Annotated in this window: 21 protein-coding genes; 18 read left to right on the top strand and 3 right to left on the bottom strand. The window is 70.8% G+C overall.

What is annotated here, in order from left to right; genetic code table 11:
- The first annotated feature begins 2 nt into the window (after positions 1-2).
- The 14 genes from AC2YHB_RS03930 to AC2YHB_RS03865 all read left to right on the top strand — a co-directional run bounded on the left by AC2YHB_RS03930 (position 3) and on the right by AC2YHB_RS03865 (position 18,097).
- Positions 3-1,421: an MlaD family protein gene (locus tag AC2YHB_RS03930; protein WP_487353531.1), complete on the top strand. Its 1,419-nt coding sequence runs from the start codon at positions 3-5 to the stop codon at positions 1,419-1,421.
- Entirely contained in the window at positions 1,418-2,716 is a 1,299-nt protein-coding gene (locus AC2YHB_RS03925) for an MlaD family protein (RefSeq protein WP_487353530.1), read from the top strand. Before AC2YHB_RS03930 ends, AC2YHB_RS03925 begins: the two co-directional genes overlap by 4 nt.
- Positions 2,716-4,167 (top strand): MlaD family protein, encoded by a 1,452-nt coding sequence (locus tag AC2YHB_RS03920; protein WP_487353529.1) that lies wholly within the window; start codon positions 2,716-2,718, stop codon positions 4,165-4,167. The genes AC2YHB_RS03925 and AC2YHB_RS03920 overlap by 1 nt, the downstream gene beginning before the upstream one ends.
- Positions 4,167-5,417 (top strand): MlaD family protein, encoded by a 1,251-nt coding sequence (locus AC2YHB_RS03915; protein ID WP_487353528.1) that lies wholly within the window; start codon positions 4,167-4,169, stop codon positions 5,415-5,417. The genes AC2YHB_RS03920 and AC2YHB_RS03915 overlap by 1 nt, the downstream gene beginning before the upstream one ends.
- Entirely contained in the window at positions 5,417-6,712 is a 1,296-nt protein-coding gene (locus AC2YHB_RS03910; protein WP_487353527.1) for an MlaD family protein, read from the top strand. The genes AC2YHB_RS03915 and AC2YHB_RS03910 overlap by 1 nt, the downstream gene beginning before the upstream one ends.
- A gap of 15 nt (positions 6,713-6,727) precedes the next feature.
- A complete protein-coding gene (locus tag AC2YHB_RS03905; protein WP_487353526.1) occupies positions 6,728-8,992 on the top strand; it encodes an MMPL family transporter in 2,265 nt (754 codons plus the stop codon).
- Entirely contained in the window at positions 8,989-10,032 is a 1,044-nt protein-coding gene (locus AC2YHB_RS03900) for a peptidylprolyl isomerase (RefSeq protein ID WP_487353525.1), read from the top strand. The genes AC2YHB_RS03905 and AC2YHB_RS03900 overlap by 4 nt, the downstream gene beginning before the upstream one ends.
- On the top strand, positions 10,032-10,256 hold the full coding sequence (locus AC2YHB_RS03895) for a hypothetical protein (protein WP_487353524.1): 225 nt from the start codon (positions 10,032-10,034) through the stop codon (positions 10,254-10,256). The genes AC2YHB_RS03900 and AC2YHB_RS03895 overlap by 1 nt, the downstream gene beginning before the upstream one ends.
- Positions 10,257-10,368: 112 nt before the next feature.
- On the top strand, positions 10,369-11,970 hold the full coding sequence (locus tag AC2YHB_RS03890) for an acyl-CoA carboxylase subunit beta (protein WP_487353523.1): 1,602 nt from the start codon (positions 10,369-10,371) through the stop codon (positions 11,968-11,970).
- A 17-nt stretch (positions 11,971-11,987) separates the two neighbouring features.
- Positions 11,988-13,985, top strand: coding sequence for an acetyl/propionyl/methylcrotonyl-CoA carboxylase subunit alpha (locus AC2YHB_RS03885; protein ID WP_487353522.1), 1,998 nt, complete (start codon positions 11,988-11,990; stop codon positions 13,983-13,985).
- Positions 13,982-14,761: an enoyl-CoA hydratase/isomerase family protein gene (locus tag AC2YHB_RS03880; RefSeq protein ID WP_487353521.1), complete on the top strand. Its 780-nt coding sequence runs from the start codon at positions 13,982-13,984 to the stop codon at positions 14,759-14,761. The genes AC2YHB_RS03885 and AC2YHB_RS03880 overlap by 4 nt, the downstream gene beginning before the upstream one ends.
- Positions 14,758-15,564 carry a TIGR03084 family metal-binding protein gene (locus tag AC2YHB_RS03875; protein WP_487353520.1) on the top strand — a complete coding sequence of 269 codons (807 nt, stop codon included), beginning with the start codon at positions 14,758-14,760 and terminating at the stop codon, positions 15,562-15,564. Before AC2YHB_RS03880 ends, AC2YHB_RS03875 begins: the two co-directional genes overlap by 4 nt.
- Positions 15,561-17,333 carry an acyclic terpene utilization AtuA family protein gene (locus tag AC2YHB_RS03870; protein WP_487353519.1) on the top strand — a complete coding sequence of 591 codons (1,773 nt, stop codon included), beginning with the start codon at positions 15,561-15,563 and terminating at the stop codon, positions 17,331-17,333. Before AC2YHB_RS03875 ends, AC2YHB_RS03870 begins: the two co-directional genes overlap by 4 nt.
- A complete protein-coding gene (locus AC2YHB_RS03865; protein WP_487353518.1) occupies positions 17,330-18,097 on the top strand; it encodes an enoyl-CoA hydratase/isomerase family protein in 768 nt (255 codons plus the stop codon). The genes AC2YHB_RS03870 and AC2YHB_RS03865 overlap by 4 nt, the downstream gene beginning before the upstream one ends.
- 16 nt (positions 18,098-18,113) lie before the next feature.
- Here AC2YHB_RS03865 and AC2YHB_RS03860 read toward each other — a convergent pair whose 3' ends face one another.
- Entirely contained in the window at positions 18,114-19,298 is a 1,185-nt protein-coding gene (locus AC2YHB_RS03860; protein WP_487353517.1) for a TetR/AcrR family transcriptional regulator, read from the bottom strand.
- A 56-nt stretch (positions 19,299-19,354) separates the two neighbouring features.
- On the opposite strand from AC2YHB_RS03860, the gene AC2YHB_RS03855 reads away from it, so the two are divergent.
- The gene (locus AC2YHB_RS03855; protein WP_487353516.1) at positions 19,355-20,278 is read left to right on the top strand and encodes an NAD(P)H-dependent flavin oxidoreductase; all 924 of its coding nucleotides are present in this window, start codon (positions 19,355-19,357) and stop codon (positions 20,276-20,278) included.
- Between the two features lie 21 nt (positions 20,279-20,299).
- Here AC2YHB_RS03855 and AC2YHB_RS03850 read toward each other — a convergent pair whose 3' ends face one another.
- Positions 20,300-20,824 carry a hypothetical protein gene (locus tag AC2YHB_RS03850; RefSeq protein WP_487353515.1) on the bottom strand — a complete coding sequence of 175 codons (525 nt, stop codon included), beginning with the start codon at positions 20,822-20,824 and terminating at the stop codon, positions 20,300-20,302.
- Positions 20,821-21,474, bottom strand: coding sequence for a hypothetical protein (locus AC2YHB_RS03845; protein WP_487353514.1), 654 nt, complete (start codon positions 21,472-21,474; stop codon positions 20,821-20,823). Before AC2YHB_RS03845 ends, AC2YHB_RS03850 begins: the two co-directional genes overlap by 4 nt.
- A gap of 178 nt (positions 21,475-21,652) precedes the next feature.
- Between AC2YHB_RS03845 and AC2YHB_RS03840 the strand changes: the two genes are divergently transcribed.
- The 3 genes from AC2YHB_RS03840 to AC2YHB_RS03830 are packed head-to-tail and all read left to right on the top strand — an operon-like array spanning position 21,653 to position 25,138.
- The gene (locus tag AC2YHB_RS03840; RefSeq protein ID WP_487353513.1) at positions 21,653-22,756 is read left to right on the top strand and encodes a helix-turn-helix transcriptional regulator; all 1,104 of its coding nucleotides are present in this window, start codon (positions 21,653-21,655) and stop codon (positions 22,754-22,756) included.
- Entirely contained in the window at positions 22,753-23,898 is a 1,146-nt protein-coding gene (locus AC2YHB_RS03835; RefSeq protein WP_487353512.1) for a LuxR C-terminal-related transcriptional regulator, read from the top strand. The genes AC2YHB_RS03840 and AC2YHB_RS03835 overlap by 4 nt, the downstream gene beginning before the upstream one ends.
- Positions 23,899-23,956: 58 nt before the next feature.
- Positions 23,957-25,138 (top strand): DUF2306 domain-containing protein, encoded by a 1,182-nt coding sequence (locus tag AC2YHB_RS03830; protein WP_487353511.1) that lies wholly within the window; start codon positions 23,957-23,959, stop codon positions 25,136-25,138.
- Positions 25,139-25,186: the final 48 nt, after the last annotated feature.

Below are 25,186 nucleotides of genomic sequence, written 5' to 3'. Positions count from 1 at the left end.
CCATGAAGAAGGGACTCGTCGCCGTCGTGGCCGTCCTCGTCCTCCTCGTCGCAACGGCGGCGGGCAAGGCGGGCAGCTCCGACTCCGACTCCGTCGAGGTCGTCGCGATGTTCAGCGACGCCAGCCCGCTCCTGCCGGGCAACGTCGTGAAGGCCGCAGGTGTCGATGTCGGCACCATCGAGTCAATCGAGGTCGATCACGGCAAGGCCAAGGTCACGATGAAGATCGACCCGGCCGCCCTGCCGCTGCACCAGGACGTGACGGCCACCATCACCACCCAGGACCTCCTGGGCGAGCGGTTCGTCACCCTCGACCGTGGTTCGGAGGACAAGCCCGAGCTGTCGTCGCCGATGGTGATCCCCGAGGAGCAGACGTCCCGCGTGGTCGACCTGCAGGACGTGCTCAACTCCGTCGACACCCCGACGGCCGAGGGCCTGTCCGCCCTGCTCACCGAGGGCGGCGAGGCCCTGCGCGGTCACGGCGAGAAGACCGACAAGGCGCTCGCCGCACTGGCTCCGGCGCTGCGGCAGGCGGACGACCTGGCCGCGATCCTGCGCGACCAGAACGAGCTCCTCGGCCGCCTGGTCGACACCGCTCAGCCTGTCGCGTCGTCGCTCGCGACGAAGGACGGCAAGGCGATGGACGACCTCGTCGCGTCGGCCACCCAGCTGCTGGAGAGCCTCTCGGCCGAGCGTCAGGCCCTGCAGACCTCACTGACCGAACTGCCCTCGACCCTTGTGAGTGCCCGGGCCACGCTCGCCGAGCTGGCAGGAGTAGCCACGCCGGCGACCCGGACCCTGCGGGCCCTGCGCCCGGTCACGGGCGACCTCTCGGCGATCAGCAAGGAGCTGACCCGCTTCGCCGACGCCGCCGACCCGGCACTCGGTTCCCTCCCGCCGGTGCTGAAGGAGGCCAAGCGGCTGCTCGACCAGGCGGCCCCGGTGGTCGCGGCCCTGCGGCCCGCCGGCAACGGCCTCGTCTCCACGGCGCGGTCCGCCGACCAGCTCACGGACGTCGCGCTGAGCGGGAAGAGCTTGACGAACCTCATGGAGTTCGTGAAGGGATGGTCGCTCGCGACGAGTGACTACGACGCCATCAGTCACTACTTCAAGGCGATGGTGCCGCTGTCGCCCAACGCCCTCGGTGACACCGCGGCGGGTCTCCTCCCCGGACTGCCGGACGACATCCTGCACGGTCTCCCGGTCCCGAGCGCTCCCGACCTGAACCTGCCCGGCCGCAAGGGCGCCGACACGAAGGGCACGCCGGAGGAGACGGGGGAGGCCCCGCCCGCGTCCGACCCGGCCGGTCTCGGCGGTCTCCTCAACGGTCTCCTCGGCGGCAAGAAGTCGGAGAGCGCCACGGGGCTGTCGTCCACGCAGGAGCAGAACTTGATCCAGCAGATCCTCGGAGGCCTGCAGTGAGTACCACGATCACACCCGAGCTGCGCAACCGCGCGTTCGCCTTCCGTGCCGGACTGATCGTCCTGGCCGCGATCGCGATCCTGCTCTACATCACCTTCAAGGCCCAGACGGGCATGCCCTTCCGGCCCACCACGACCGTCCAGGCCAAGGTCGCCAACGTCCACTCCCTGCGCGTCAACGACGCCGTGCGTCAGCACAGCTCGCGCATCGGCCGGGTCAGCGCGATCGACTACGTCGACGGTGCAGCCCTGGTGACGATGGAGCTGGACGGACACGTCGACGTCTACAGCGACGCGAGCGCGGCGATCTGGGACCTGTCGGCCCTGGCGACCAAGTTCGTCGAGCTCGACCCCGGCACCTCCTCGGCCGGTGAGCTGGGGGACACCCCGATCGGGCTCGACCGCACCACCGAGTCGTCGGACCTCTACGAGGTGCTCGACGTGCTCGACAAGCCGACGCGTGAGCAAGCGACCAGCACGCTGCGCGAGGTCGGCGGCGGCATGGCGGGCCACGGGCAGGATCTCGCCGCCTTCCTGGCAAGCGCGCCGGACGTCCTGCACGACCTGGGCGCCGTCTCGAAGGCCCTGTCGTCGAAGGAGGCCGAGCTACCGCAGCTGCTCGCCGAGGCCGAGACCCTCGCGGGCCGTTTCGACGGCCGCGAGGACGAGCTCGCAGGACTCATCGACCAGACCGGCCGGACGCTCTCGGCGGTCACCGTCGACGACGCCGGACCGCTGCGCGAGACCGTCCAGCGCCTGCCCGAGACGCTTGCCACCACGCGCAAGGCGATGGACGACCTCCGCGGGCCCCTGGCCAACACCCGCAAGGCCGTGACCGCGCTCGAGCCCGGGGCCGTGGCGCTCGCCCGCTCCGAGAACAACCTGCGGAGCTTCCTCCGCGACGCCGTACCCGTCGCCGACCAGGTCCCCGGCGTGGCGAAGCAGGCGGTGCCCGCTGTCAAGGCACTGACCGGCGCCATGGCCGACGCCCGGCCGCTGGCACCGCTGGCCGCCCAGGCGGTCAACGACCTGATCGCCCCGTTGCGGGTGCTGGCTCCCTACGCCCCGGACATGGCGTCCCTGTTCCTGCGCGGCGCGAGCTTCGTGTCCCAGGGCCCCAACCCCGGTGTGCGGTACGCGCGTCTCGGAGTCACTCCGGGCGTCAACACCCTCACCGGCGGACTGATCAGCTCGCGTGACCTCCCGCAGAACCAGTACCCGAAGCCGGGTGAGGCCGAGAACGACCGCGCCACGGGCCTCCTGCCCGTCGGCCTGCAGTTCGGATTGGTGAACTGATGACGAACCACCGCACCACGCGACTCGGCCGCCTCGCTGCCGCCTCGCCCAAGGCCAAGGGCATCACCGTCCTGGTCGTCCTGCTCCTGTTCGCACTGGTGGCCTTCAACCGGCCACGAGTGGAGACGACGCTCGCGAGCGGGGAGACCCTCAACGCGGAGTTCAGCCGGGCGTACAAGCTCGCGCCCTACCAGAGCGTGGTCAAGCTCGCGGGCGTCCAGGTCGGCATGGTCGTCGGCGTCGACGCCAGCGACAACGGCTCGGTCGTCGAGATGAAGCTGGACGACGGCATCCTCGAGAAGCTGGGTACGGCGCCCCGCGCGAACATCCGGCCCACCTTGGTGCTCGGAGGCAAGTACTACGTCGAGCTGGTCCGCGAGGGGCAGGAGGGCAAGCCCGCCGAGGGCAGCACCATCCCCGTGAAGCGGACCTCGGTGCCGGTCGAGCTCGATCGAGTGCTGTCGGCCGTCACCCCGGACGCCGCGGAGTCGATCGGAGGCACCCTGCAGAGCCTCGACGCCACCTTCGACGACAAGGGCCGCAAGGCCACGCAGCGCCTCCTGGACGACGCTCCCGCGACGCTGCGGGGCACGAAGGACGTCCTGGCCGGGCTCCGTGGCACGCATCCCGAGAGCGACCTGACCGCGGTGGTGGATGGCCTGCAGAACACGGCCGCAGCACTGAACCGCGACCCGGGTCAGTGGCGTGGAATCCTCGACGACCTGGCCACGACGTCGTCCGCGCTCGCAGATGGTGCCCGTCCACTGGCATCCGCCATCGAGGACGGTCCGGCGACCCTGACCGAGACCCGTGCCGGGCTCGCCGACCTCGACGGCACGCTCGAACGCCTCGAGACGACCGCCCGCTCCTTCCGGCCGAGCGTCCGGGAGCTGGCGCCCCTGCTCGACGAGCTGGACCCCGTGCTGGTGCGCGCCCGCCCCGTGCTGGCCGACGCGCGGGCCGTGGCTCGCGACGCCCGTCCGCTCGTCCAGGACCTCGTCCCCGTGGCAGACGACGCGACCACGCTCCTCGACGACGTCTCCGGCCCGGTCCTCGACCGGCTCAGCGGACCGGTCACCCAGGCGGTCCTCTCGCCGTGGCACGGCTCGGGTGTCTACCAGGGAGGTGGCAACGACCACCTCCTCTACGAGGAGACCGGCTACCTGCTCGCCAACTTCGCGGACGTCTTCAAGTTCCATGACAAGAACGGCGCGATGGGCCGGCTGATGGCCGGCGTCGGCCTCAGCACACCGGGCGGGGTCCTCGGCTACTCGCTGGAAGAGCTCCTCGAGGGCTCGGGGCAGCGCCTGCCGGCCGGACCGCAGGACGGCGCGAATGAGGGTGAGCCCCCGCCGCCGCTGGGCTCCTCGCCGTCGTACGTCGACCGGTCTGGCGGCTCCTCGGGTCTCGCCGACCTCACCCTGCCGCTCGTGACCAAGGGAGACCAGTGATGAGGGAAGACAGCCGCTTCGCGGCATCCATCGAGCGGCTGCGCACGGTTCCGGGTCTCGGCCGCGACGTCAGTGCTGTGGCAGCCATGATCGTGCTGGGCATCATCGCCACGGCCATCATCAAGGCGCAGCTGGGCGGATCGGCGCCTTGGGCCGACACGACGACGGTCCAGGCCGAGGTCGCCGAGATCCCCGGTCTCAACCCCGACAGCCAGAACAGCGTCACCATCGCCGGCGTGAAGGTCGGCGCCGTGACGAAGACCGAGGCGACCGACCGGGGAACGGCTCTCGTGACGATGGTCCTGGAAGGCGACTACCAGGTCCACCGCGACGCCCGCGTGGTGCTGCGCCCGAAGAACGCACTGAACGAGATGCAGGTCGAGCTCAATCCAGGGACCGAGAAGGCGGGCGCCCTCGGCGAGGCCACCATTCCCCTGGACCAGACGTCCCGCCCGGTGCAGGCCGACGAGGTGCTCTCGCACCTCGACGAGCGCTCCCAGATCGCGCTGACGGACCTTCTCCTGGAGTCCGACGTGGCCCTGGCCCGGGCGCCCGAGAACCTGCCGGAAGGACTCGAAGCGACCTCGGACACGCTCAGCACCCTCCGGCCGGTGGTCACGGAGCTCCAAGGCCGGCGCGACAAGATCGCCGAGCTCGTGACGGCGCTCTCGACGATCTCGGAGGCCGTCGGCAAGAACGACGATCGGGTGACCCGCCTGGCGTCCGCGACGAGCGGGACCCTCTCCACCCTCGCCGCGAGTGACGACCAGCTCCGCGCCAGCCTGCGCACACTGCCCGGGTTCACCGACGAGCTGCGCTCGGCCCTGCGGAGCACGCAGGACCTCACCACACAGCTCGACCCCACGCTGGACGGGCTGCACGCTGCCTCGGGTGAGCTGCCGCGCTCGCTCAAGCGCTTCCGCTCGACGGTCGGCAACCTCGACCGGACGGTCCGGGCCGCGCAACCGGCGCTGGACAAGGCGGTTCCGGTGGTCGCCGACCTGCGGCCGCTGGTACGGGACACGCGCACCGCCCTCGGTCCGCTGACGGCCGTCGGGAGCCGCCTCGACAACGACACCCGCACGGTGATGACCTACCTGACCGCGATCAAGGCCTTCGTCTACAACACGTCGTCCGTCTTCGGCGCGGGTGACATCAACGGCAGCATCATCCGCGGACACCTCATCGTGCCGCTGCCCGGGGGCGGCGTGCTGCCGAACTCGCTGACCCAGGGTCGAGGAGACCAGTGATGAAGAAGCTCATGGGTGGCGCCCAAGGCCGCACCCTCGTGCTGATCGCCTTCGTGGCGGCCTGCGGCCTGGTGTTCGCCTGGCTGGTCGGCGGCACCGGGATGAAGCGCCCCGTACTCGACTCCGGTGAGTACACCGCGACGATCGTCGTCGATGACGTCGACAACCTGGTGCACGCCAGCCAGGTCCAGGTCGCCGGCGTCAAGGTCGGCACGGTGCGTGCCGTCGACCAGGTGGATGGCGGCGTACGGATCGAGTTCACCGTCGATGAGGAGGTCGCGCCCCTGCACGAGGGCGTGAAGGTCCGGGTCGGCGAGCGCTCACTCGTCGGTGAGACCTACCTCGACGTCAAGGACGGCACCGGCCGGCAGCTTGCCTCGGGCGTGGCGCTTCCCGCCGAGGCCGTGCAACCCAGTGTCCAGCTCCGCGACGTCCTCGCTGACCTCGACCCCGCCACCCGGGCCGACGCAGGCAAGCTCCTCCGGTCCCTCGGCGCGTCGACGGACGGGACCGGCAAGGACGTCGGCGCACTGCTCGACGGCTTGGGCGACCTCGGCAAGGAAGGGCACACCGCGCTCGACGCGATCGCCGCTCAGTCCGCGGATCTCGAGGTGCTGGCCCGGCAGACGACGCAGGTGCTCGACGCGCTCGACACCGGGCAGGGGCAGCTGGCCACCCTGGTCAGCGACGCCAACCGACTCACCCGCGCCACCGCCGGCCAGCGCTCGTCGATCGAGTCGACGATGCGCAAGGCGCCGTCCGTGCTCGACTCCGCCCGCGAGGCGACATCGTCGCTCTCCGGCCTCGCGGGGTCCCTGGACCCGGTGGCCTCCGACCTGCGGGCCTCGGCGCCGTACCTCACCACGGCGTTGCGCGAGCTCCCCGCGACCACCAACGACCTCGACGGCATGCTCGAGCCGCTCTCGGGTGTCCTCGACCGGGCGCCCTCGACGTTGAAGAGGGTGCCGAGGACGAGTGCGGACATCAGCAGGATCGCGCCGACAGCGACCGCGACTCTCGCGGACGTCAACCCGATGCTGTCCTACATCGAGCCGTACGGTCCCGAGCTCGCCGCCTACTTCGCGAACTTCAACGCGGTGCTCAACTACCGCGACGAGAACGGCGCCTACTACCTGCGGCTCACGCCGCTGGTGAACACCCACTCGCCGCAGCTGCCGATCTCGACCAACGGGCTCCTCGGCAACTACACGAACGCCTATCCGGCACCGGGGACGGGCGCCCGGCCGGGACCGTTCAAGGGCGACTACCCGCGCCTCGAGCGCCAGACCAAGTGAGGCAGGACCCCTGACATGTCCGTGCGCACTCTGCTCCGACTGCTCGTCGTCGCCGTCCTGCTGGCCGGCGTCGGGCTGGGGCTGGTCCGGGTGCGCACGGACACGACGGCGTCGTCCTTCCTGCCGGGGGACGACGCCACCCAGGTGGCGACGACGGCGGCGGCCCGCTCCTTCGGCGGGGACCCGATCGTTGTCGTTGCCGAGTCCGCAGAGGGCGGTGCTCTCCTCGGGGGCGACGAGATCCTGAAGCTCGTCGGCCTCGAGGGGACGCTCGCGCAGCTGCCGGACGTCTCGGTCGTCTACGGACCCGGCACGGTCCTCAACCAGGTGGCGACCCAGGCCAGGAACCTGCTGGCCAGCATCAGCGGCCGTCGCGACGCGCTCCAGGCGCAGGCACGCCAGCGGGCGCTGAGCAAGGGCGCCACCAAGGTCGCGGCCGAGCGCGCAGCGAAGGCAGCGGTCCGGCAGTACGACCGCCGCTACGGCAAGCTGCTCGTGCAGGGCCTGCCGGCCGGGCTACCGACGCTGCGCAACCCGGGCTTCGTCAAGGCCGTCGTGTTCGACGCCGACGGGCAACCACGCCAGCAGTGGCGCTTCGTCGTGCCGCGCCGGGACGCGGTGGCCGTCGTCGTCCGGCCGCGGGAGGGCCTCGACCAGGCCGCCACCGAGCGCCTCGTCGACGCCGTCACGGCGGCTGTCGACGACGCCGGCCTGGCCACCGACCGGGTGACCGTCACCGGCATGCCCGTGGTCGCCGCCGGACTCGCCGACGTGCTCAAGCGGGAGATGCCGGTCATCGGCGGCCTCGCACTCGCCCTGACCACCCTGTGCTACCTCCTGCTCCCGTGGCTCCGGCGTTCTCCGCGCCGGGTCCTGCCGGTCCTCACCACCGGCCTCGCCACCGCGGCGACACTGGCCGTGTTCGGGTGGCTCGACCACCCGGTCTCGCTCGGCGTCGTCGCGTTCCTGCCGATCCTTCTCGGCACCGGCAGTGACTTCCCGGCGTATCTCGTGCGGGGCGCCGACAGGCGCACTGTCGTGGTCACCGGGCTCGCAGCAGCAGCGGGCTTCGCCACCCTCGTGCTCTCGCCGGTTCCGCTGGTCAAGGACCTCGGCATCGCACTCGCCGCCGGCGTCGTGCTGACCTTGGCTCTCGGGCTGGCCGTCGCCGGCAAGGAGGACGAGGACGAGACCGTGGCCGAACGGCCGGCGCCGGTGGCGCCGGTGGCGCCGCTGGCCCGCGCGCCCCGCTTCGCGCTGCTGGGCGCCGCCCTTGCCGTGGCGGCCATCGGCTGGACCGTCCTACCGAGCCTCGACATCGAGGCCGACCCCGAGCGCCTGATCGCCGGCGCGCCCGGCACCGCGGCGATCGACCATGCCGAGGCCGTCCTGGGATCGTCGGGGGAGGTGCAGCTGCTCGTTCGCGGCGACGACGTCGTGACGCCGGAGGCACTCGCCTGGATGGCCGACGTCCAGTCCCGCGTCGTCCGGAGGTACGGCGACAGGCTGCACCTCATCGTCAGCCCGCCCTCGCTCCTGGCATTCCTCGGGAGCAACCCCACGGCGGAGCAGCTGGAGGCCGGACTGGCCCAGGTGCCCGACTACCTCCGGTCCGCGGTGATCCGGAACGACCGTCGTCAGGCGGTCCTCAGCTTCGGCATCGAGCTCGACGACGTCGCTGCCCAGCGCGCGTTGCTGGATGACATCGTCCGCGACGCCCCCGCCCCGCCGGATGGCGTCACCCTCGACACGGCGGGCCTGCCTGTCGTCGCGGGTCGCAGCTACTCGCTGATGTCGGAGCACCGCTACCTCCACGCCGGTGTCGGCATCGTCGTTGCCGGATTCGTCCTCGTCGCCGGGCTCCGTCGGCGCCGCGAGGCGCTGCTCGCCGTCGGGGCAGCGCTTCTGGCAACCGGCTGGGGGTTCGTCGCCGCGCAGCTCACCGGGGTCGCGCTGACTCCGCTCACCCTTGCCCTCGGGTCACTCGCGACCGCGACCGCCTGCGAGTTCACCGTCCTCCTCGGAGCCGCCCAGCATCGGCGCGTTCTGGTGCGGTCCGTCCTGGTCGCCGCGACCGCCGCGACGTCGGGCTACCTCGCGCTCGCAGCCTCGGACCTGGCCGTCATCCGCGGGTTCGGACTGTTCCTCGCCGTGACCGTCGGGCTGTCGCTGCTCGCTTCGTACGTCATCCGGCTGGCGCTGCCGGCCACCGCTCCCGATCGGCCCGCGCCCGGGTCGGAAGCGGCCACCGCTGAACCGAGAGTCGAGGTGCTGGTGTGATCTCCGTACGTGAGCTTCTGGCCGCTCCGTGGCGACGGGTGGTGGCCGCAGCGGTCGCCGTCCTCGTCGTCGCCGGTGGCTCCCTGCTGGTCCACCAGCGCCTGACCGCTCTGCCCGACGACGCCGTCCTGCGGTACGACGACCAGGTGGTCACCAAGGCCGACCTGAAGGAGCACGTCGACACCCTGAACGCCCTCTACGGCATCTCGAGGCCGGAGGACGGCGACGCGCTGGACGACTTCAACCGTGACGTCGCCAAGTCCGTTGCGGTCAGCCTGATCCTCGACCGCGCCGCGAAGGACGAGGACATCGTGATCTCCGAGAAGTCGGCTCGCGACACCCTCGCCTCGATGTTGGAGTCCCAGCTCGGGCCCGACCCCCAGAAGGCATTCCAGGACCTGCTGACGGAATTCGGGGTCAGTGAGGACGACATCCTCGAGGAGATCCGTCGCCAGCAGGCGATCGCCCGGCTGTTCAAGGCGGTCACCCAGGACGCCGTCGACAAGGTGACCGCCGACGACGCCAGGTCCCTCTACGACAAGGACCCCAGCGCCTTCCAGGTGCCCGAGAAGCGGAAGATCGCCAACATCGTGGTCGCCACTCGTCCCGAGGCGCAGCGTCTGCTGGCCTCGATCCGGAAGGGCACCCCGTTCACGTCCCTGGCGCGCACGCGATCGCTCGACGACGCGACGCGGGACAAGGGTGGGCTGCTCGGCACGATCACCGCCGCCGACCTCGAGGAGACCTATGCCGCCGCGGCCTTCGCGGCGCCCAGGGGCACGGCCTTCGGGCCGGTCCAGACCGCCTACGGCTGGAATGTGGGGACCGTCATCGCGGTGGTCCCCGCGCGACAGCAGGCCTATGAAGTCGTCGCCGCCGACGCGCTGGACGCGGTGCGGTCGGAGCGGGCGATGGAGACCTGGCGAGCCTGGCTCGCCGACCGGATCAAGGATGCCGACGTCGAGTACGCCGACGCGTACCTCCCGGCCCATCCCGACGAGCCGCCCGCCGAGGCCACGCCCGCGACAGGGGTCGAGTGATGTCCGTCGTCGTACCGCTCGCGCTGGCATGGGCGTTCCTCGCGCTCAGCCGCTGGGGTCGCCGCAACGCTGCGGAGCTGGTGCCGGTCACCCTGTCGCCCGAGCGACGGGTGCGCGAGGAGCGACGCCTCGTGCGTGGCGCCAGGTCGTTGCTCGTGCTGAGCGTGATCTGTGCGCTGCTCGGCGCGGTCGAGGCGGTCTCGCAGGCGACCGGATGGCGCTGATCCCCCCGAGGGAGGGGGAACTACCTCCCCAGCGGCGACGTGGGGGATGGCGCCGCACAACCAGACTTTCCACGACCCGCTGACGGGCTGATTGCCGGACAAGGAGCACACGTTGACGACGCCACTGCGATCGACACTCGACGTGACGAGCGACGACTACCTCGAGAACCGCCGCGCCCAGGAGGCCGCACTGGCCGAGCTGCAGGAGCAGCTCGACCTCGCGTGCGCCGGCGGTGGAGCGAAGTACGCCGACCGTCACCGGTCCCGGGGCCGACTGCTCGCCAGGGAGCGGATCGAGCTGCTGGTCGACCCCGACGCCCCCTTCCTCGAGTTCTCGTCCCTCGCGGCGTGGGGAACCCAGTTCCAGGTCGGCGCCAGCATCGTGACCGGGCTCGGCGTGGTGTCCGGCGTGGAGACGGTCATCATCGCCCACGACCCGACCGTCCGTGGCGGGACGATGAACCCCTACACGCTGCGCAAGAACCTGCGGGCGCTCGACATCGCCAAGCGGAACCGGCTCCCCGTCATCAACCTCGTGGAGTCCGGCGGTGCCGATCTCCCGACGCAGTCGGAGCTCTTCGTCCACGCGGGCAAGATCTTCCAGGGCCTGACCGAGCTGTCCGCGATGGGCGTGCCCACGCTGGCCCTGGTCTTCGGCAACTCCACCGCCGGCGGCGCCTACGTCCCGGGCATGTGCGACTACGCCGTGCTCGTCGACAAGCAGGCGAAGGTCTTCCTCGGCGGTCCGCCCCTGGTCAAGATGGCGACCGGCGAGGACGCGGACGACGAGGAGCTCGGCGGCGCCGAGATGCACAGCCGGGTGTCCGGCCTCGGCGACCACTTCGCCATCGACGAGCGCGACGCGATCCGGATCGGGCGCCGCATCATGTCCGAGATCAACTGGCGCAAGCTCGGCCCGGGCCCGTCGATGCCGGCCGACGCTCCGCTGTACGACGAGGACGAGCTGCTGGGCATCGCGGCCGCCGACTTCCGCAAGCCGGTGGACCCCCGTGAGGTGATCGCCCGTGTCGTCGACGGCTCTCGCTTCGGCGAGTACAAGCCGTCGTACGGCTCGGCCCTGCTGACGGGCTGGGCCTCGGTGCACGGCTATCCCGTCGGCATCGTGGCGAACTCCCGCGGCATCCTCTTCAGCGAGGAGGCCCAGAAGGGCACGGAGTTCATCCTGCTCGCCAACCAGCTGGACATCCCGCTGCTCTTCCTGCACAACTGCACCGGCTTCATGGTCGGCAAGAACTACGAGCAGGGCGGCATCATCAAGGACGGCGCGAAGATGATCAACGCCGTCACCAACAGCAAGGTGCCGCACATCAGCATCAACATGGGTGCGTCCTTCGGTGCGGGCAACTACGGCATGTCGGGCCGCGCCTTCGACCCGCGCTTCATGTTCTCGTGGGTGAACGCCAAGCTCGCCGTGATGGGTGCCCAGCAGCTCGCCGGTGTGCTGTCGATCGTCGGCCGCCAGGCAGCCGAGGCGGCCGGCCGCGAGTTCGACGTCGAGGCCGACGAGGCCCGGCGTCTCCAGATCGAGGAGCAGATCGAGGCGGAGTCGCACTCCTTCTTCATCTCCTCCCGCCTGTACGACGACGGGGTCATCGACCCGCGCGACACGCGCACCGTCCTCGGCATGGCTCTCTCCGCAGCTCACTCCCAGGTCGTCGAGGGAAGGCGCGGTTTCGGCGTCTTCCGCATGTGAAGGTGGCAGGACTCTCCATGGCAACCATCAAGAAGCTCCTCATCGCCAACCGTGGCGAGATCGCGTCCCGGATCATCCGGTCCGCGCGCGCGATGGACATCGCCTGCGTGGCGGTCTACTCCGACGCCGACGCCGGCGCGCAGTTCGTGGCCGAGGCGGACGAGGCCGTTCACCTGCCGGGGACCGCCCCGGCCGACACCTACCTGCGCGGCGACCTGATCCTCGACGCGGCCCGTCGTACCGGCGCCGACGCGATCCACCCCGGCTACGGCTTCCTCTCCGAGAACGCCGGCTTCGCCCGGGAGTGCGCGGAAGCGGGCGTCATCTTCGTCGGGCCGCCTCCGGCCGCGATCGACAGCATGGGCTCGAAGATCGAGGCGAAGAAGACGATGGCCGCCGCGGGCGTGCCGGTTCTTCCCGGGATCACGATCGAGACCGACAGCGAGATCGACGGTGCCGAGCTCGGCGCGCGCGTCGCCGAGGAGATCGGCTACCCGGTGCTGGTCAAGGCCGCCTTCGGTGGCGGTGGCCGCGGCATGCGGATCGTCCGTGAGGAGAGCGACCTCCTCGAGGCGGTCGAGGGCGCACGCCGTGAGGCGGTGACAGCCTTCGGTGACGGGACCGTCTTCCTGGAGCGCTACCTCGACGCGCCACGGCACATCGAGGTCCAGCTCTTCGCCGACACCCAGGGCACTGTCGTCCATCTCTTCGAGCGTGAGTGCTCCATCCAGCGCCGCTACCAGAAGATCATCGAGGAGGCTCCCTCCCCGGTGGTCGACGAGGCGTTGCGCGCCGAGCTCGGGAATGCCGCCATCGCCGCGGGCAAGGCGATCGGCTACGTCGGCGCCGGGACGGCCGAGTTCGTCATGGGCTCGGACGGCCGCTTCTACTTCCTCGAGGTCAACACCCGGCTCCAGGTGGAGCACCCCGTCACCGAGCTCATCACCGGCCTGGACCTCGTTCGCCTGCAGCTGCTCGTGGCCGAGGGCCACCCGCTGCCGGACGACGTGGTCACGGCGGGCATCAACGGCCACGCGATCGAGGTGCGCCTGTACGCCGAGGACGTCGACGCCGGCTTCCTCCCGGCGACCGGCACGGTGCACGGCTTCGACGTCCCGATGCTCCCCGGGGTGCGGGTCGACTCAGGGGTGATGGCCGGCTCGGAGGTCGGCGTGCACTACGACCCGATGCTGGCGAAGATCATCGTGCACGGACCGACACGAGACGACGCCCGTCGTACCCTCGCCCGCGCGCTCGCTGAGAGCCGGCTGCACGGCGTGGTCACGAACCGCGAGCTCCTCGTCGGCATCCTGCGTGAGGAGGAGTTCGCCTCCGGCCAGATCGACACCGGGTACCTGACCCGGCACGACCCGGTCGGGCTGGCCCGTTCCTGGCGCTCGCCCGAGCTGGTGAGCGTGCACGCGGCCGCGGCTGCTCTGGCCGCCCAGGCCGCGCATCGCGCGGAGGCCGGCGTCCTGCCGACGCTGCCGTCGGGCTGGCGCAACGTCGCGAGCCAGGACCAGCAGGTCACCTTCGAGGTGGACGGCGACGAGCTCGACGTCCGCTACCGGATCCAGCGGGGACGAACCGAGGTGTCGGTCGGTGGTACGGCGCTCGCCGGCGTCCGGGTCCTGTCGGTCACTCCCGACTCGGTCGACCTCGAGGTCGACGGAGTTCGCCGGACGTGCGCCGTGCGGACCTACGGCTCGATCCACTACGTCGACAGCGTGCTCGGCAGCCTCAAGCTGGTCGAGCAGGCCCGGTTCCCCGAGCCCGGCGACCGCAACGAGCCCGGCTCGCTCCTCGCACCCATGCCCGGCACGGTCGTGCGGGTCCCGGTCGAGCAGGGCCAGCGCGTGGAGGAGGGCGCGACCGTCCTCGTGCTCGAGGCGATGAAGATGGAGCACAGCGTCAAGGCCCCTGTTGCCGGTGTCGTGAGCCAGATCAGCGTGAAGCCGGGCCAGGCCGTCGACCTCGGAGCCGTGCTGGCGGTGGTCGAGGAAGAGCCCGAATGACCGCCGTGACCACGACACCCGCTGTCACCTACGAGCTGGACGACGGCGTCGCCTGGCTCACGATCAACCGGCCGGACGCGCGCAACTGCCTCAGCCGTGCTGTCCGGGAGGGTCTCTTCGACGGCGTGCGCCGGTTCAATGCGGACGACGAGGCGAAGGTGCTGGTCCTCACTGGCTCCGGCGACCGCGCGTTCTGCGCCGGTGGCGACCTGAAGGAGATGGCGGAGGAGGGGCTGCAGGTCCCGCCTGTCGACTACGTCCCCCAATTCGGGCGCAACATCGAGGTCGAGAAGCCGACGATCGCTGCCGTCAACGGCCTGGCACTCGCCGGAGGATTCCTCCTCGTGCAGACGTGCGACCTGGTCGTCGCCGCCGAGCACGCCCGGTTCGCCATCAGTGAGGTCAAGGTGGGGCGTGGTGCCCCCTGGGCCGCTCCACTTCCGTGGCTGATCCCGCCGCGGATCGCGATGGAGATGCTGCTGACCGGTGACATGCTCCCCGCCGACCGGGCTCGCCAGGCCGGCCTCGTCAATCTCGTCGTTCCGGCGGGCGAGCTGCGCGACGCGACGCAGCAGCTTGCCCGCCGGATCGCCGACAACGCACCCCTGTCGGTGCGGGCCGGCAAGCGGACGGTGCGGCTCATCGCCGAGACCGGATTGTCCGAGGCCTACGAGGAGGCCGAGCGGATCTGGGAACCGGTCTACCTGAGCCGCGACGCACAGGAGGGCCCGGCCGCGTTCCGGGAGAAGAGACAACCCCGTTGGGAGGGACGATGAGCGGATCAGGCTTCGCCGACCTGCTGCAGGACCTGGCTCAGGAGAGCCTGGTCGTCGATGGACTGGTCGCGTCCCTGGAGGCGTCCGACTGGGGGCTGCCCACGCCCGCGGACGGTTGGTCGATCCACGACCAGGTCAGCCACCTGGCGTTCTTCGACGAGCAGGCGGTGCTCGCCGTGGCATCCCCCACCCGCTTCCGGGAGGGGGCACAGGCACTGATCGCGGGGGGCATGGACTTCCCCGACCGGATCGCCGCGCAGTACCGCTCGATGCCCGTGCCCGACCTGCTCGACTGGTACCGCGCCTCCCGCGCTGAGCTGCTCCGTGTCTTCAGCGGACTCGACGGATCGACCCGCGTGCCGTGGTTCGGTCCCGACATGAGTCTCATGTCGAGTGCGACCGCACGGCTGATGGAGACCTGGGCGCACGGTCTCGACATCGCCGACACGGTGGGAGCAGAGCTCCCCGTCTCGTCGCGGCTGCACCACATCGCGCACCTCGGGGTGCGCACCTTCGCCTTCAGCTTCGCGCTGCGAAAGCTCCGGGTCCCGACGGACGAGGTGCGCATCGAGCTCGAGGCGCCGGACGGAGGGACCTGGGTGTGGGGGCCGGCGGGTGTCCCCAACACCGTGGTCGGGTCGGCACTCGACTTCTGCCTCGTGGTGACGCAACGCCGTCACTTCCTGGACACCGGCCTCGACGTCCGGGGTCCGGCCGCGCGCGACTGGATGGCGATCGCGCAGGCGTTCGCCGGCGCGCCGAGCGCGGGCCGTCCGCCGCAGTCGATCGGCGCGGCGTCGTGAGCGCGCGTCGGGCGGTCCGTGTCGGCAACTGCTCCGGCTTCTACGGGGACCGGGTCTCGGCTGCTCGGGAGATGGTCGAGGGCGGCGACATCGATGTCCTCACCGGTGACTACCTCGCCGAGCTCACGATGCTGATTCTCTGGAAGGCACGGCAGAAGGACCCAGCGGGGGGATACGCCCGCACCTTCCTCACCCAGATGGAGCAGGTGCTCGGCACCTGCATGGACCGCGGCATCAAGGTGGTCGCGAATGCCGGCGGGCTCAACCCGTCCGGGCTCGCCGGCGAGCTGGGCAGCCTCGCACAGCGGCTCGGACTGTCGCCCCGGATCGCCTGGATCGAGGGGGACGACCTCGCGGACCGGATCCCGGACCTGCTGTCGGCCGGGCACGACCTGGCCAACATCGACACCGGACAGCGGCTTGCCGATGCCGGACACAAGCCGGTCACGGCCAATGCCTACCTCGGCGGATGGGGCATCACCCGCGCGCTCGACGCGGGTGCGGACATCGTCGTCTGCCCGCGGGTGACGGACGCTTCGCTCGTCAGCGGCCCGGCGGCCTGGTGGCACGGCTGGGCGCGCACCGACTACGACGCCCTTGCCGGGGCGGTCGCCGCGGGACACGTCATCGAGTGTGGTCCTCAGGCGACCGGCGGCAACTACTCCTTCTTCGAGGAGGTGCTCGACCGCCGCTACCCGGGGTTCCCCATCGCGGAGGTCGCGGCAGACGGCAGCTCGGTCATCACCAAGCACGACCACACCGGTGGTCTGGTCTCGCCCGGCACGGTCACGGCCCAGCTGCTGTACGAGATCCAGACACCGACGTACGCGAACCCGGACGTGGCCGCGGACTTCGCTTCCGTGCGGCTGTCGCAGGAAGGCCCGGACCGGGTGCTGATATCGGGCGCCAAGGGCGGCCCACCGCCCGAGGACCTGAAGGTCGCGATCAACTACCTCGGCGGCCACCGCAACACGATGACCCTGGTCGTCACCGGCCTGGACATCGAGGAGAAGGCGAGCTGGGCGCGCAGCCAGCTGTTCGAGATCCTCGGCGGCGAGGACAGGTTCGAGCAGGTCGACGTCCGGCTGCAGCGGTTCGATCAGCCTGACGCGCCGACGAACGAGCAGGCGACCGCGCACCTGCGCATCACCGTGATGGACCCTGACCGCAGCAAGGTCGGGCGTCGCTTCTCCAACGCTGCGATGGAGCTGTTCCTCGCGGGCTACCCGGGCTTCCACACGTCGACGCCGCCCACCGACGCGAGTGAGTACGGCGTCTACTGGCCCGTCCTGGTCCCCGTCGGCGAGGTCGAGCACCGGGTCGTCCTTCCCGACGGGAGCGTCGAAGTCGTCCCACACGGACCGACGGCACCCTTCCCGCAGCACCTGCCGACGGTGGTTGAGCCGCGTGTCGTGACGGGGCCGACGGAGCGGGTGCCCCTCGGGTCGATCTGCGCCTCGCGCTCAGGCGACAAGGGCGGCAATGCGAATGTCGGCCTCTGGACGCGGGATGCCGCTTCGTACGAGTGGCTGCGCTCGTACCTCACCGTCGAGCGATTCCGCGAGCTGCTCCCGGAGGCGGCCGACCTCGAGGTCCGTCGCTGGGACCTGCCGAACCTGAACGCGCTCAACTTCGTGGTGGTCGGGCTGCTCGGCAGCGGGGTGGCGGCGTCGCCCCGCCCGGATCCCCAGGCCAAGGGGCTCGGCGAGTACGTCCGCTCCCGGTTCGTCCCCGTGCCCGTCGCGCTCCTCGAAGGCGGTACGCGATGAGCACCGAGGTCGTCGTTCGCGACGACGGCCCGGTGCGGGTGCTCACGCTGTCGGGACCACTGAGGCTCAACTCCATCGCTGCGGCGACCGCCGACGCGCTGTGCGACGAGATCCAACGCGCCGAGCGGGACGACCAGGTCCGCGCGCTCGTCCTGACGGGGGAGGGGGAGCACTTCTCGGCGGGCGGCGACGCCGACGGAGTCCTCGAGGCCGGAGCCCGCGAGGACGACGACGCGATGATCCGGTTCATGCGTTCGTACCAGCGGGCGACCCTCGCCGTCTGGCAGACCTCGCTTCCCGTCGTGGCGAGCGTGTCGGGAGTCGCCTACGGCGGTGCCTTCAACCTCGCCCTCGCCTGCGATCTCATCGTCTGCTCGCAGAACGCCCGCTTCTGCCAGGTCTTCCTGCGGATGGGCGTCGTGCCGGACTTCGGTGGCGCCTTCCTGCTGCCGCGGCTGATCGGCATGCAGCGGGCAAAGGAGCTGATGCTCCTCGCGGACGAGATCGACGCCGGCACCGCACAGCGACTGGGCCTCGTGAACTTCGTCCTCGGCACCCCCACGGAGACGATGGACACGGCGATGGCGCTGGCCCACCGGCTCGCCGCCCAGTCGCGGATGGCCGTCTCGATGACGAAGCGACTGATGAACTCGAGCACCGGGGGATCCTTCGAGGCGTCGCTCGAGCTCGAGGCCCTCAGCCAGTCGTCGGCGCTCGGCTCGCGCCGCGCGCAGAGCTCCTTCGAGCGCTTCCGCAGCACCTGAGGTCCCCATGCTGGCGTCAGAGATCGATCTCCAGGAGCCGCAGTCCGACCTGGCGCAGACGCTGCGCCAGGTCGGGGTAATCACGGATCCGGTCGACCCGCGTGGCGTCGTTCACCGTGGTGAGCACGGCCTGCACGATGTAGCGCGCCCGGACCGGGTCGATCTCGGGCCGGGACTCGCGGAGCAGCCGGACCCACTCGGCCACGTAGTCGGCCTGCTGGCGTCGTACGTTGTGGCGCATCGTGTCGGGCAGATCGGTGACCTCGGAGACCAGGATGCCCACCAGGTGGTGGTGCACCGTCGCGAACGCGATGTACTCGTCCAGGGCCAGAGTCAGCGCCTCCCGGGCGGTCTGCGCCGCTGCGAGGGCGCGGGTGAGGCCGAGCTGGAGTGGCTCGGCAGCGCGCGCGATGGTCGCTCCCAGAAGCTCCGACTTGCTGGTGAAGTGCTTGTAGACCGCAGCCCCCGACACACCGACGGCTGCCCCGACGTCCTCCATCGTGGTGGCCTGGTAGCCGCGCTCGAAGAAGAGCCGGGTCGCGGCTGCCACGATGCCCTCGCGCCGGGAGAGGTGGCTGAGCCCAGCCGTGGCGCCCTGTTCGACGGGCGTGGCGCTGTCCGTTTCGAGCACCGGCGCCGTCGCCACCACCCGTGCGCAGCTGCGCAGCAGATCCGACTCGTCGTCCGGGGGCAGCTCGGCGGCATGGTAGGACGGACTGGTCAGCGTGGAGATGACGAACCACGCCAGCAGGTAGGCGTCCGAAGGGCCGAGGTCCTCGCGGATCCGGCCGAGCTCGGCGGCCGTGCGATCGACGAAGCCGAGCAGGCGTTCCTGGGTCAGCTGGAGATCCGCGGAACCGAGGTGCCGGGACTCGCGGTGCCAGAGCACCCCCAGCGCCCGTCGGGGCGCGAGCGCGGCACTGATCGTCGCGATCAGGCTCTCGAGGTCGTCCTCCTCGGAGGGTGCCAGGTCGACCGCGCCCGCGACGACGTCGTCCACCGCCTGGCGAAGGATCTCCTGCTTACTCGGGAAGTGCCGGTAGAGCGCCCCTGGAGTGATGCCGACCTTGGCAGCGATGTCCCCGGTGCCGACGTTCCCGTAGCCGTACCGGTGGAACAGGGCTGCAGCGGCGACCACGATCTGCTGCTTGCGGTCACGGGGACGTCGTCGTACGACCGCCTCCGACTGCGTGCTCGCCATCACCACGTTCCTGTCGCCCGATTGCGGCAACCGCCCCACCCGTCAAGGAGACCACGATGATCAACCCGGCTGCTGCCGCACTCCGCAACCTGAGCCTCCCGATGATCGCCGCGCCGATGACGGGGGTCTCGAGCCCGGCGCTGGTCCTGGCGGCCTGTGTCGAAGGTGTCGTGGGGTCCTTCCCCACCCACAACGCACGCACCGTCGATGAGCTCGATGCGTGGCTGACGTCGATCACGTCCGGCCTCGAAGGCGTGAGCGGGGCAGGTCCCATCGCTCCCAACCTGGTCGTGCATCCGACGAACCGTCGGCTGCAGGCTGACCTGGAGTGCCTGCGGCGGCACCAGGTCAGTGTCGTCATCACCAGCGTGGGGTCTCCGGCAGCGGTGGTTCCAGCCCTCCACGACGCCGGATGCGCGGTCCTCGCCGACGTCGCAACGCTGCGCCAGGCACACCGTGCCGCGGAGTCGGGGGTGGACGGCCTGGTGCTCCTCGCCGCCGGCGCGGGTGGTCAGACGGGCCACGCCAACCCGTTCGCGTTCGTCCGAGCGGTCCGTGAGTTCTTCGACGGGATCGTCGTCCTGGCGGGTGGCATCGCCGACGGACAGGCCCTCTGGGCGGCCCAGGCCCTCGGCGCGGACATCGGCTACGTCGGCACGCCGTTCATCGCAACGACCGAGAGCCTCGCGTCCGTGGCATACCAGCGCGCCGTGCTCGACGCGACGCTGGACGACGTCCGCCTGAGTGATGCCGTCAGCGGGCTGCCTGCGAGCATCCTCGCGCAGTGGCTCGACACCCGAGAGGCGGCGCCGGTCGTGGCCGGTGACTTCCAGGAGGACCGCCTGGTTGCCAACCCCGACGTGTGGAGCGCGGGTCACGCCGTCACCCAAGTGCGCCAGGTCTCCACCGTCGCCGACGTGGTGGCCGGGATCCGCGCGGGGTACGACGCTGCTCGGGGTGCGGTGGCACTCACGTCGTGACGCCTGGTCGGCCATGGATGGTCACACCGGTTCGATCGCGGTGATCTGCCACGCGCCGGCTCCGCCGGCGAGGCTGAGCCTGATCTCCGCGGTTCCGGAGTTGCTCCTCCCGTCTGGAGCCGAAGCGCGCTGGTCTGCGACGACCAGGACCTCGGCATTCCCGTCCTGCATCCGGATGACCCCCACACTCGACACCGAGGTCTGCAACGTGATCCGCGCGGCGTCCTTGGCCAGGTAGGGCGCGTAGAGCTCGCGGAACTGCTGCTGTGCCGCGTCGCTGAGGTGCTCGCCGATGAGGCGCGCCTGCGCCTTCGGGTGCCGCGGGTCGACCGAGAACACCTGGTTGACCACGGACGTCGTCGTGGCGACGAGGTCCGCCGCGACCTTGGCATCGAGGAACGCCGTGTCGGCGGGCTCCGTGGCCGGGGTGTTCCTGTTGGCGAGGACGCCGGCGCACGCTGCTGTGGCGAGGAGCGCGATGACGAGTGCTGCGAGCGCCCGGGTCCCACTGAGGGTGACGAGAACGTCGCGGAACCGGCCCTTCACGACGACGCCCCGAGCTGCTGGACGGCGGAGAGCAGCCATTCGCCCTCGACACGCTGCGTCATCGCGAGGTAGCGGACCACGCGCGTCGAGGGCTCGCCCTTCGACGTCGTCGTCAGTTCGAGCACCGCGAGCAGGCGTGCGCTCCCGCCGGCCTCGTCCCAGGAAGCGAGAGCCGACTCGATCATGCGCACCTCGGTCACCTCCTTGGTCGCACGAAGCTGCTTCACGATCGCCTTCTGCCGGTCAGCGAGCTGGGTGTGGAGCCGTCCGGTCGTCACCTCCGACCACCTGGCGAAGGTCCCGTCGGCGTCACGGTGGTCCGCCGTCATCAGGGTCTGCACGTCGTGGAGGGCCGCGGACCGGGCCTCGTCCCGCGCAGCCGCCTGCCGCCCTAGCGACGACGGCTCCCGTTCGCCGCCGCGCCACGCGAGGAACGCACACGCCCCGACACCTGCCAGCAGGGCCAGCACGAGCACGCCCGCCAGCACCAGTCTCGGCTCGGCGCCAGCGAGGCCTCTGGCGCTGCCGACCGTCAGTCGGCCGGCCGCGACGCCGGCGTCGTCCACGGGCGGCGTGTCGGGATCTGCCGCTGGGTCGACAGCGACGGTAACCGCCGCGCCGTCGTCGACGTCGTGATCGGGTCCGGACATGGTCGTCCTCTCATTAAGTGAGGCGCGAGTAACCGACCTGTCTGAGTTGAGTCATCGATTGATCGGCTTCCAGCGTCACCTTTTCAGGCTGCAATGCGTTGACAGTATGACGCAGGTCACGCAGACTGTAAACGGTAAGTAAATCCGGATTCACCTCCGGAACACCGAAGGGTGAAACATGGGGAAGAGTGCGCACGCCGTCGCCGTCGACGTGGCGGAGGATGCCGGGCCGGTCAGCGCGGCAACTCTCGCCGCCGCATTCGAGAGGATCGGGCACGGCGCTGCCGACGGCGCGCTGGCCATCGGCGACCTCGAGGAAGCCGATCTGGACACCCTTGACCGCCTCGCCAAGGTCGGGCGGGAAATGGTCGTCACGATGCGCCAGCAGGTGCTCCCGCAGCCGACGCGCCTGGCCCGCCGGGTCTCCGAGGCCCTCTCCCGCCTCGAGCAGTGCGCATCCGTGGACGACCTCCTCAGGGCGGTGCCCGGAGAGTTCGGGGTGGCCGGCGACTTCGACCGGGTGCTCGTCTCGACGGTCGAGGGTTCGCACTGGACTCCGCGGACCTGGTGGGCGCGCGACGCCAAACGACCCCAGGACCGGGCGATCGTCGCCTCTCTCCAGGGGTCGCGCATGAGCCTCACCGGCGGCATGGTCGAGGCAGAGGTGGTCAGGCGTCGCTCCACAGCGCACGTGCGTGACATGAACGCGAGCCTGCGAACCTGGGCGCCGTTCGCGGAGATCGCCGAGTCGGCGTCGTACATCACTGCGCCGATCATCGTCGAGGACCGCGTCGCGGGTCTCCTGCACGTCGACGCGGGCGTCAGCCAACGGGCGTTGGACGACACGGACGTCGCCCTTGTCGGCCGGTTCGCCGACGGTGTCGGCGTCCTGCTCGAGAGCATCGCCTTCCGCGGCCGATTCGACGCCCAGGCGCAGAAGATCCAGGAGGCGCTCGCCGCTGCGGCCGCGGCGGTCACTGGTGCGGGCTCCGGGCCCACCCTGATCAGCGTCGGGACCCCGGCGACCGCCCCGCCGGAGCCGAGCGGAAGCGGCAATGCACCAGGGAAGCGCCCGGAGGACAAGCTGACCGCACGTGAGCGGGACGTGTTCGACCTGCTGGTCGCCGGCGCCACGAACTCGCAGATCGCAGACCGACTGACGGTCTCGGAGACGACGGTGAAGTCGCACGTCCAGCACATCCTGCGCAAGCTCCACGCATCCAACCGGTCGCAGGTGATCGCCCAGTACCTTCGAGCAGGAGAGCGAGGTGGCCTCGCATGATGCCGAACGCCGGAGCACGGGCGGTGGTCTTCGGTGGGCCTCGCCGGCGCACGACCCGCAACGTGGATCGCGCCTTCAGGACCCGGGCGGTCGATCTCCTCGCCGATGCCGCCGAGGTGCTCGACCGGCCGCTGGCGCGCCTGGTCGGCACGAGCTCGCCCTGGACGCCGGAGGTGCTCACCGCGGCGGCGGACGACTGCGTGCAGAGGGCGCAGGTCATCGGTGCTGCCGACGAGACCACCGCTCGCCGCCTCTACCAGCTGGCGATCGCGATGCAGATGCTCGCCCTCGAGGTGCAGGAGGAACAGCTCTCCGAGCGTGGTCGGCGTTTGGCCGGTGCCGCGGACGGACTCGCCAGGCTGCGCGGCATGCCGTCGACAGAGGCGTTGATGACTGCTGTCTGCGAGGAGGTGGCGCGGTGCTGCGACTTCGGCCGAGTGGTCGTCTCCCGGGTGGAGAGGTCGTCGTGGATGCCGGCTCGCGCACACTTCGAGGAGGCGGACGAGTCGTGGTTCGCCGACTGGGTCGACGCGGGGATCCCGTTGACCGGCGACACCCCCGAAGCGCGCTTGCTGACGGAGCGCGTCGCCGCGGCGGTCTATGACACCGGCGCCGCCACGGTGCACCGCGACATCATCGTCGAGGCGGGTCAGTCGACCTCCTACGTCGTGGCGCCGATGATCTCGTCGGACACCGTCGTGGGCTTCTTCCACGCCGACTACTTCCCCTCCGACCGTCACATCGACGAGGCGGATCGTGACCTCCTCGGCACCTTCGCCGACGGCGTGATGCGCCTCTACAGCAGCCTGGCGCAGGCTGAGCAGCTCGAGGCCCAACGAGACCGCGCCCGGCAGGCCATGGCGAGCATCGATGCTCTCGGGGCTGCGGGATGGTCGGCCCCGCCCAGGATCGCGGCACGTCCCGACCTGACGGCGGAGCTCACGACGCGCGAGCTCGAGGTGCTGGACCTGATCGTCCAGGGCGCGACGAACCGCGACATCGGCGAACGTCTCGTCATCGCCGAGGACACCGTGAAGTCGCACGTGAAGCAGATCCTCCGGAAGCTGGGTGTCGCCAACCGCGCCCAGGCCATCGCGTGTGCGGCCGGAACCTCCGGGCAGGAGCACCTCTCGTACTCGTGAGGTGGACCTTTGTCCTCCTCGTAGGCGATGATCCCGGGTCGACCGGTGGCGCACACTCGTGCCCCGGCCCACCTGCCGGACGATCGGCGACGGGAGCATCGACATGGGCAACGCCTGGTTCCGTCGTGTCGTCCGCTGGGTCGTCGTCGTGCTTGCCATCGTCTACACCCCCGTCGCGCTGACGGCGACGTGGTCGGCGTTCGTTCCCTCGGCCCCGCGGCTCCAGGACGTCATCGACCGGCAGATCGCGGGGGAGGACTACGCCGCTGGCGCAGGGTCCGTCCAGGCGCTTCGTGGTGCCGACTACATCGACCACCGGATCCCGATGCTGGTGCACACCGTGCTCGGCGCCGTGTGCCTGCTCCTTGCCGTGCGTCAGCTCCTCGGCCCGGCGCGATGGCACCGGATCGTCGGGCGGACCCACGTGGTGGCGGTGACCATCTCGATGGCCGCTGCCGTGCTCTTCCTCCTGGCGACGGAACCCGGGCCGGGGCCGGGCCAGGTGGCCTTTCGCGCCCAGCTGTGGGTGCTGGCTGCCAGCACCCTCGGATCGGCGTGGTTCGCCGCGATCGAGGCACGCCGAGGACGGCTCCTTGCTCACCGAGCCTGGATGACTGTGCACCTCGCGTTCCTGCTCACCGCGCCACTCCTGCGCGTCGGCTGGACGCTGCTTGCGCCCCTCGTGCCCGGGCGGTCGATGCTCGAGAACATCGAGACGGGTGCGATCTTCCTCGCGGTCGCGGCGCCGGCCGGAGGTGTGATTGCCGCCGGGCGGAGCTCCTTGGAGCTCGACACGGCATTGCTCCGCCGGTCGTGGGCCCTTCGGCTTCCGGGGCTTGTGACTGTCGCGGGACTGGGGCTCGCGGTCGTCATCACGCTGGCAGGCGCAGCGTCCCTTCCGGACGGGTACGTCTGGTTCCACGTGCTGCCGCTGCTCGGGCTGGCCGCATGGTGCTGTCTCGCCCGCGCCGGCGGGGCGTCCACCGCGCAGGAGCGGCTGGTGCTGCTGGGCGGCATCGCCGCGGTCCCCTGGGCCGTTCTCTGCGTGGGGCTGGCGGCGGCCACGATCACTGATCTGAGGACTGGACTCCTCACGGGGATGATGGTCGCCCCTGGGTTCCCGATCGTCGCGAGCATGACGTACCTCCTCGAGCGTCAGTCAGCCCGAGCGCAAGGATCCCTCGCCAGGACACCCAACGACCTCCCGGAGAGTGACGCGGGTCTGCTGCCGACCACCTAGGTTCGGCGGAGCGGTCCGGCAGCGATCGCAGTGGCTGGGAGGCGTTTC

The sequence above is a fragment of the Nocardioides sp. SRI_004 genome (genome assembly GCF_057586415.1).
Note: the sequence above shows the minus strand (reverse complement) of the source record. Positions and strands in the feature narration are given on the sequence as shown.

What these genes read in the sequence shown, in the direction of transcription:
- AC2YHB_RS03930 (WP_487353531.1), top strand. Translation starts at nt 3, where the DNA reads ATGAAGAAGGGACTCGTCGCCGTCGTGGCCGTCCTCGTCCTCCTCGTC.
- AC2YHB_RS03920 (WP_487353529.1), top strand. Translation starts at nt 2,716, where the DNA reads ATGACGAACCACCGCACCACGCGACTCGGCCGCCTCGCTGCCGCCTCG.
- AC2YHB_RS03915 (WP_487353528.1), top strand. Translation starts at nt 4,167, where the DNA reads ATGAGGGAAGACAGCCGCTTCGCGGCATCCATCGAGCGGCTGCGCACG.
- AC2YHB_RS03910 (WP_487353527.1), top strand. Translation starts at nt 5,417, where the DNA reads ATGAAGAAGCTCATGGGTGGCGCCCAAGGCCGCACCCTCGTGCTGATC.
- AC2YHB_RS03905 (WP_487353526.1), top strand. Translation starts at nt 6,728, where the DNA reads ATGTCCGTGCGCACTCTGCTCCGACTGCTCGTCGTCGCCGTCCTGCTG.
- AC2YHB_RS03895 (WP_487353524.1), top strand. Translation starts at nt 10,032, where the DNA reads ATGTCCGTCGTCGTACCGCTCGCGCTGGCATGGGCGTTCCTCGCGCTC.
- AC2YHB_RS03885 (WP_487353522.1), top strand. Translation starts at nt 11,988, where the DNA reads ATGGCAACCATCAAGAAGCTCCTCATCGCCAACCGTGGCGAGATCGCG.
- AC2YHB_RS03880 (WP_487353521.1), top strand. Translation starts at nt 13,982, where the DNA reads ATGACCGCCGTGACCACGACACCCGCTGTCACCTACGAGCTGGACGAC.
- AC2YHB_RS03875 (WP_487353520.1), top strand. Translation starts at nt 14,758, where the DNA reads ATGAGCGGATCAGGCTTCGCCGACCTGCTGCAGGACCTGGCTCAGGAG.
- AC2YHB_RS03865 (WP_487353518.1), top strand. Translation starts at nt 17,330, where the DNA reads ATGAGCACCGAGGTCGTCGTTCGCGACGACGGCCCGGTGCGGGTGCTC.
- AC2YHB_RS03860 (WP_487353517.1), bottom strand. Translation starts at nt 19,298, where the DNA reads ATGGCGAGCACGCAGTCGGAGGCGGTCGTACGACGACGTCCCCGTGAC.
- AC2YHB_RS03855 (WP_487353516.1), top strand. Translation starts at nt 19,355, where the DNA reads ATGATCAACCCGGCTGCTGCCGCACTCCGCAACCTGAGCCTCCCGATG.
- AC2YHB_RS03845 (WP_487353514.1), bottom strand. Translation starts at nt 21,474, where the DNA reads ATGTCCGGACCCGATCACGACGTCGACGACGGCGCGGCGGTTACCGTC.
- AC2YHB_RS03840 (WP_487353513.1), top strand. Translation starts at nt 21,653, where the DNA reads ATGGGGAAGAGTGCGCACGCCGTCGCCGTCGACGTGGCGGAGGATGCC.
- AC2YHB_RS03835 (WP_487353512.1), top strand. Translation starts at nt 22,753, where the DNA reads ATGATGCCGAACGCCGGAGCACGGGCGGTGGTCTTCGGTGGGCCTCGC.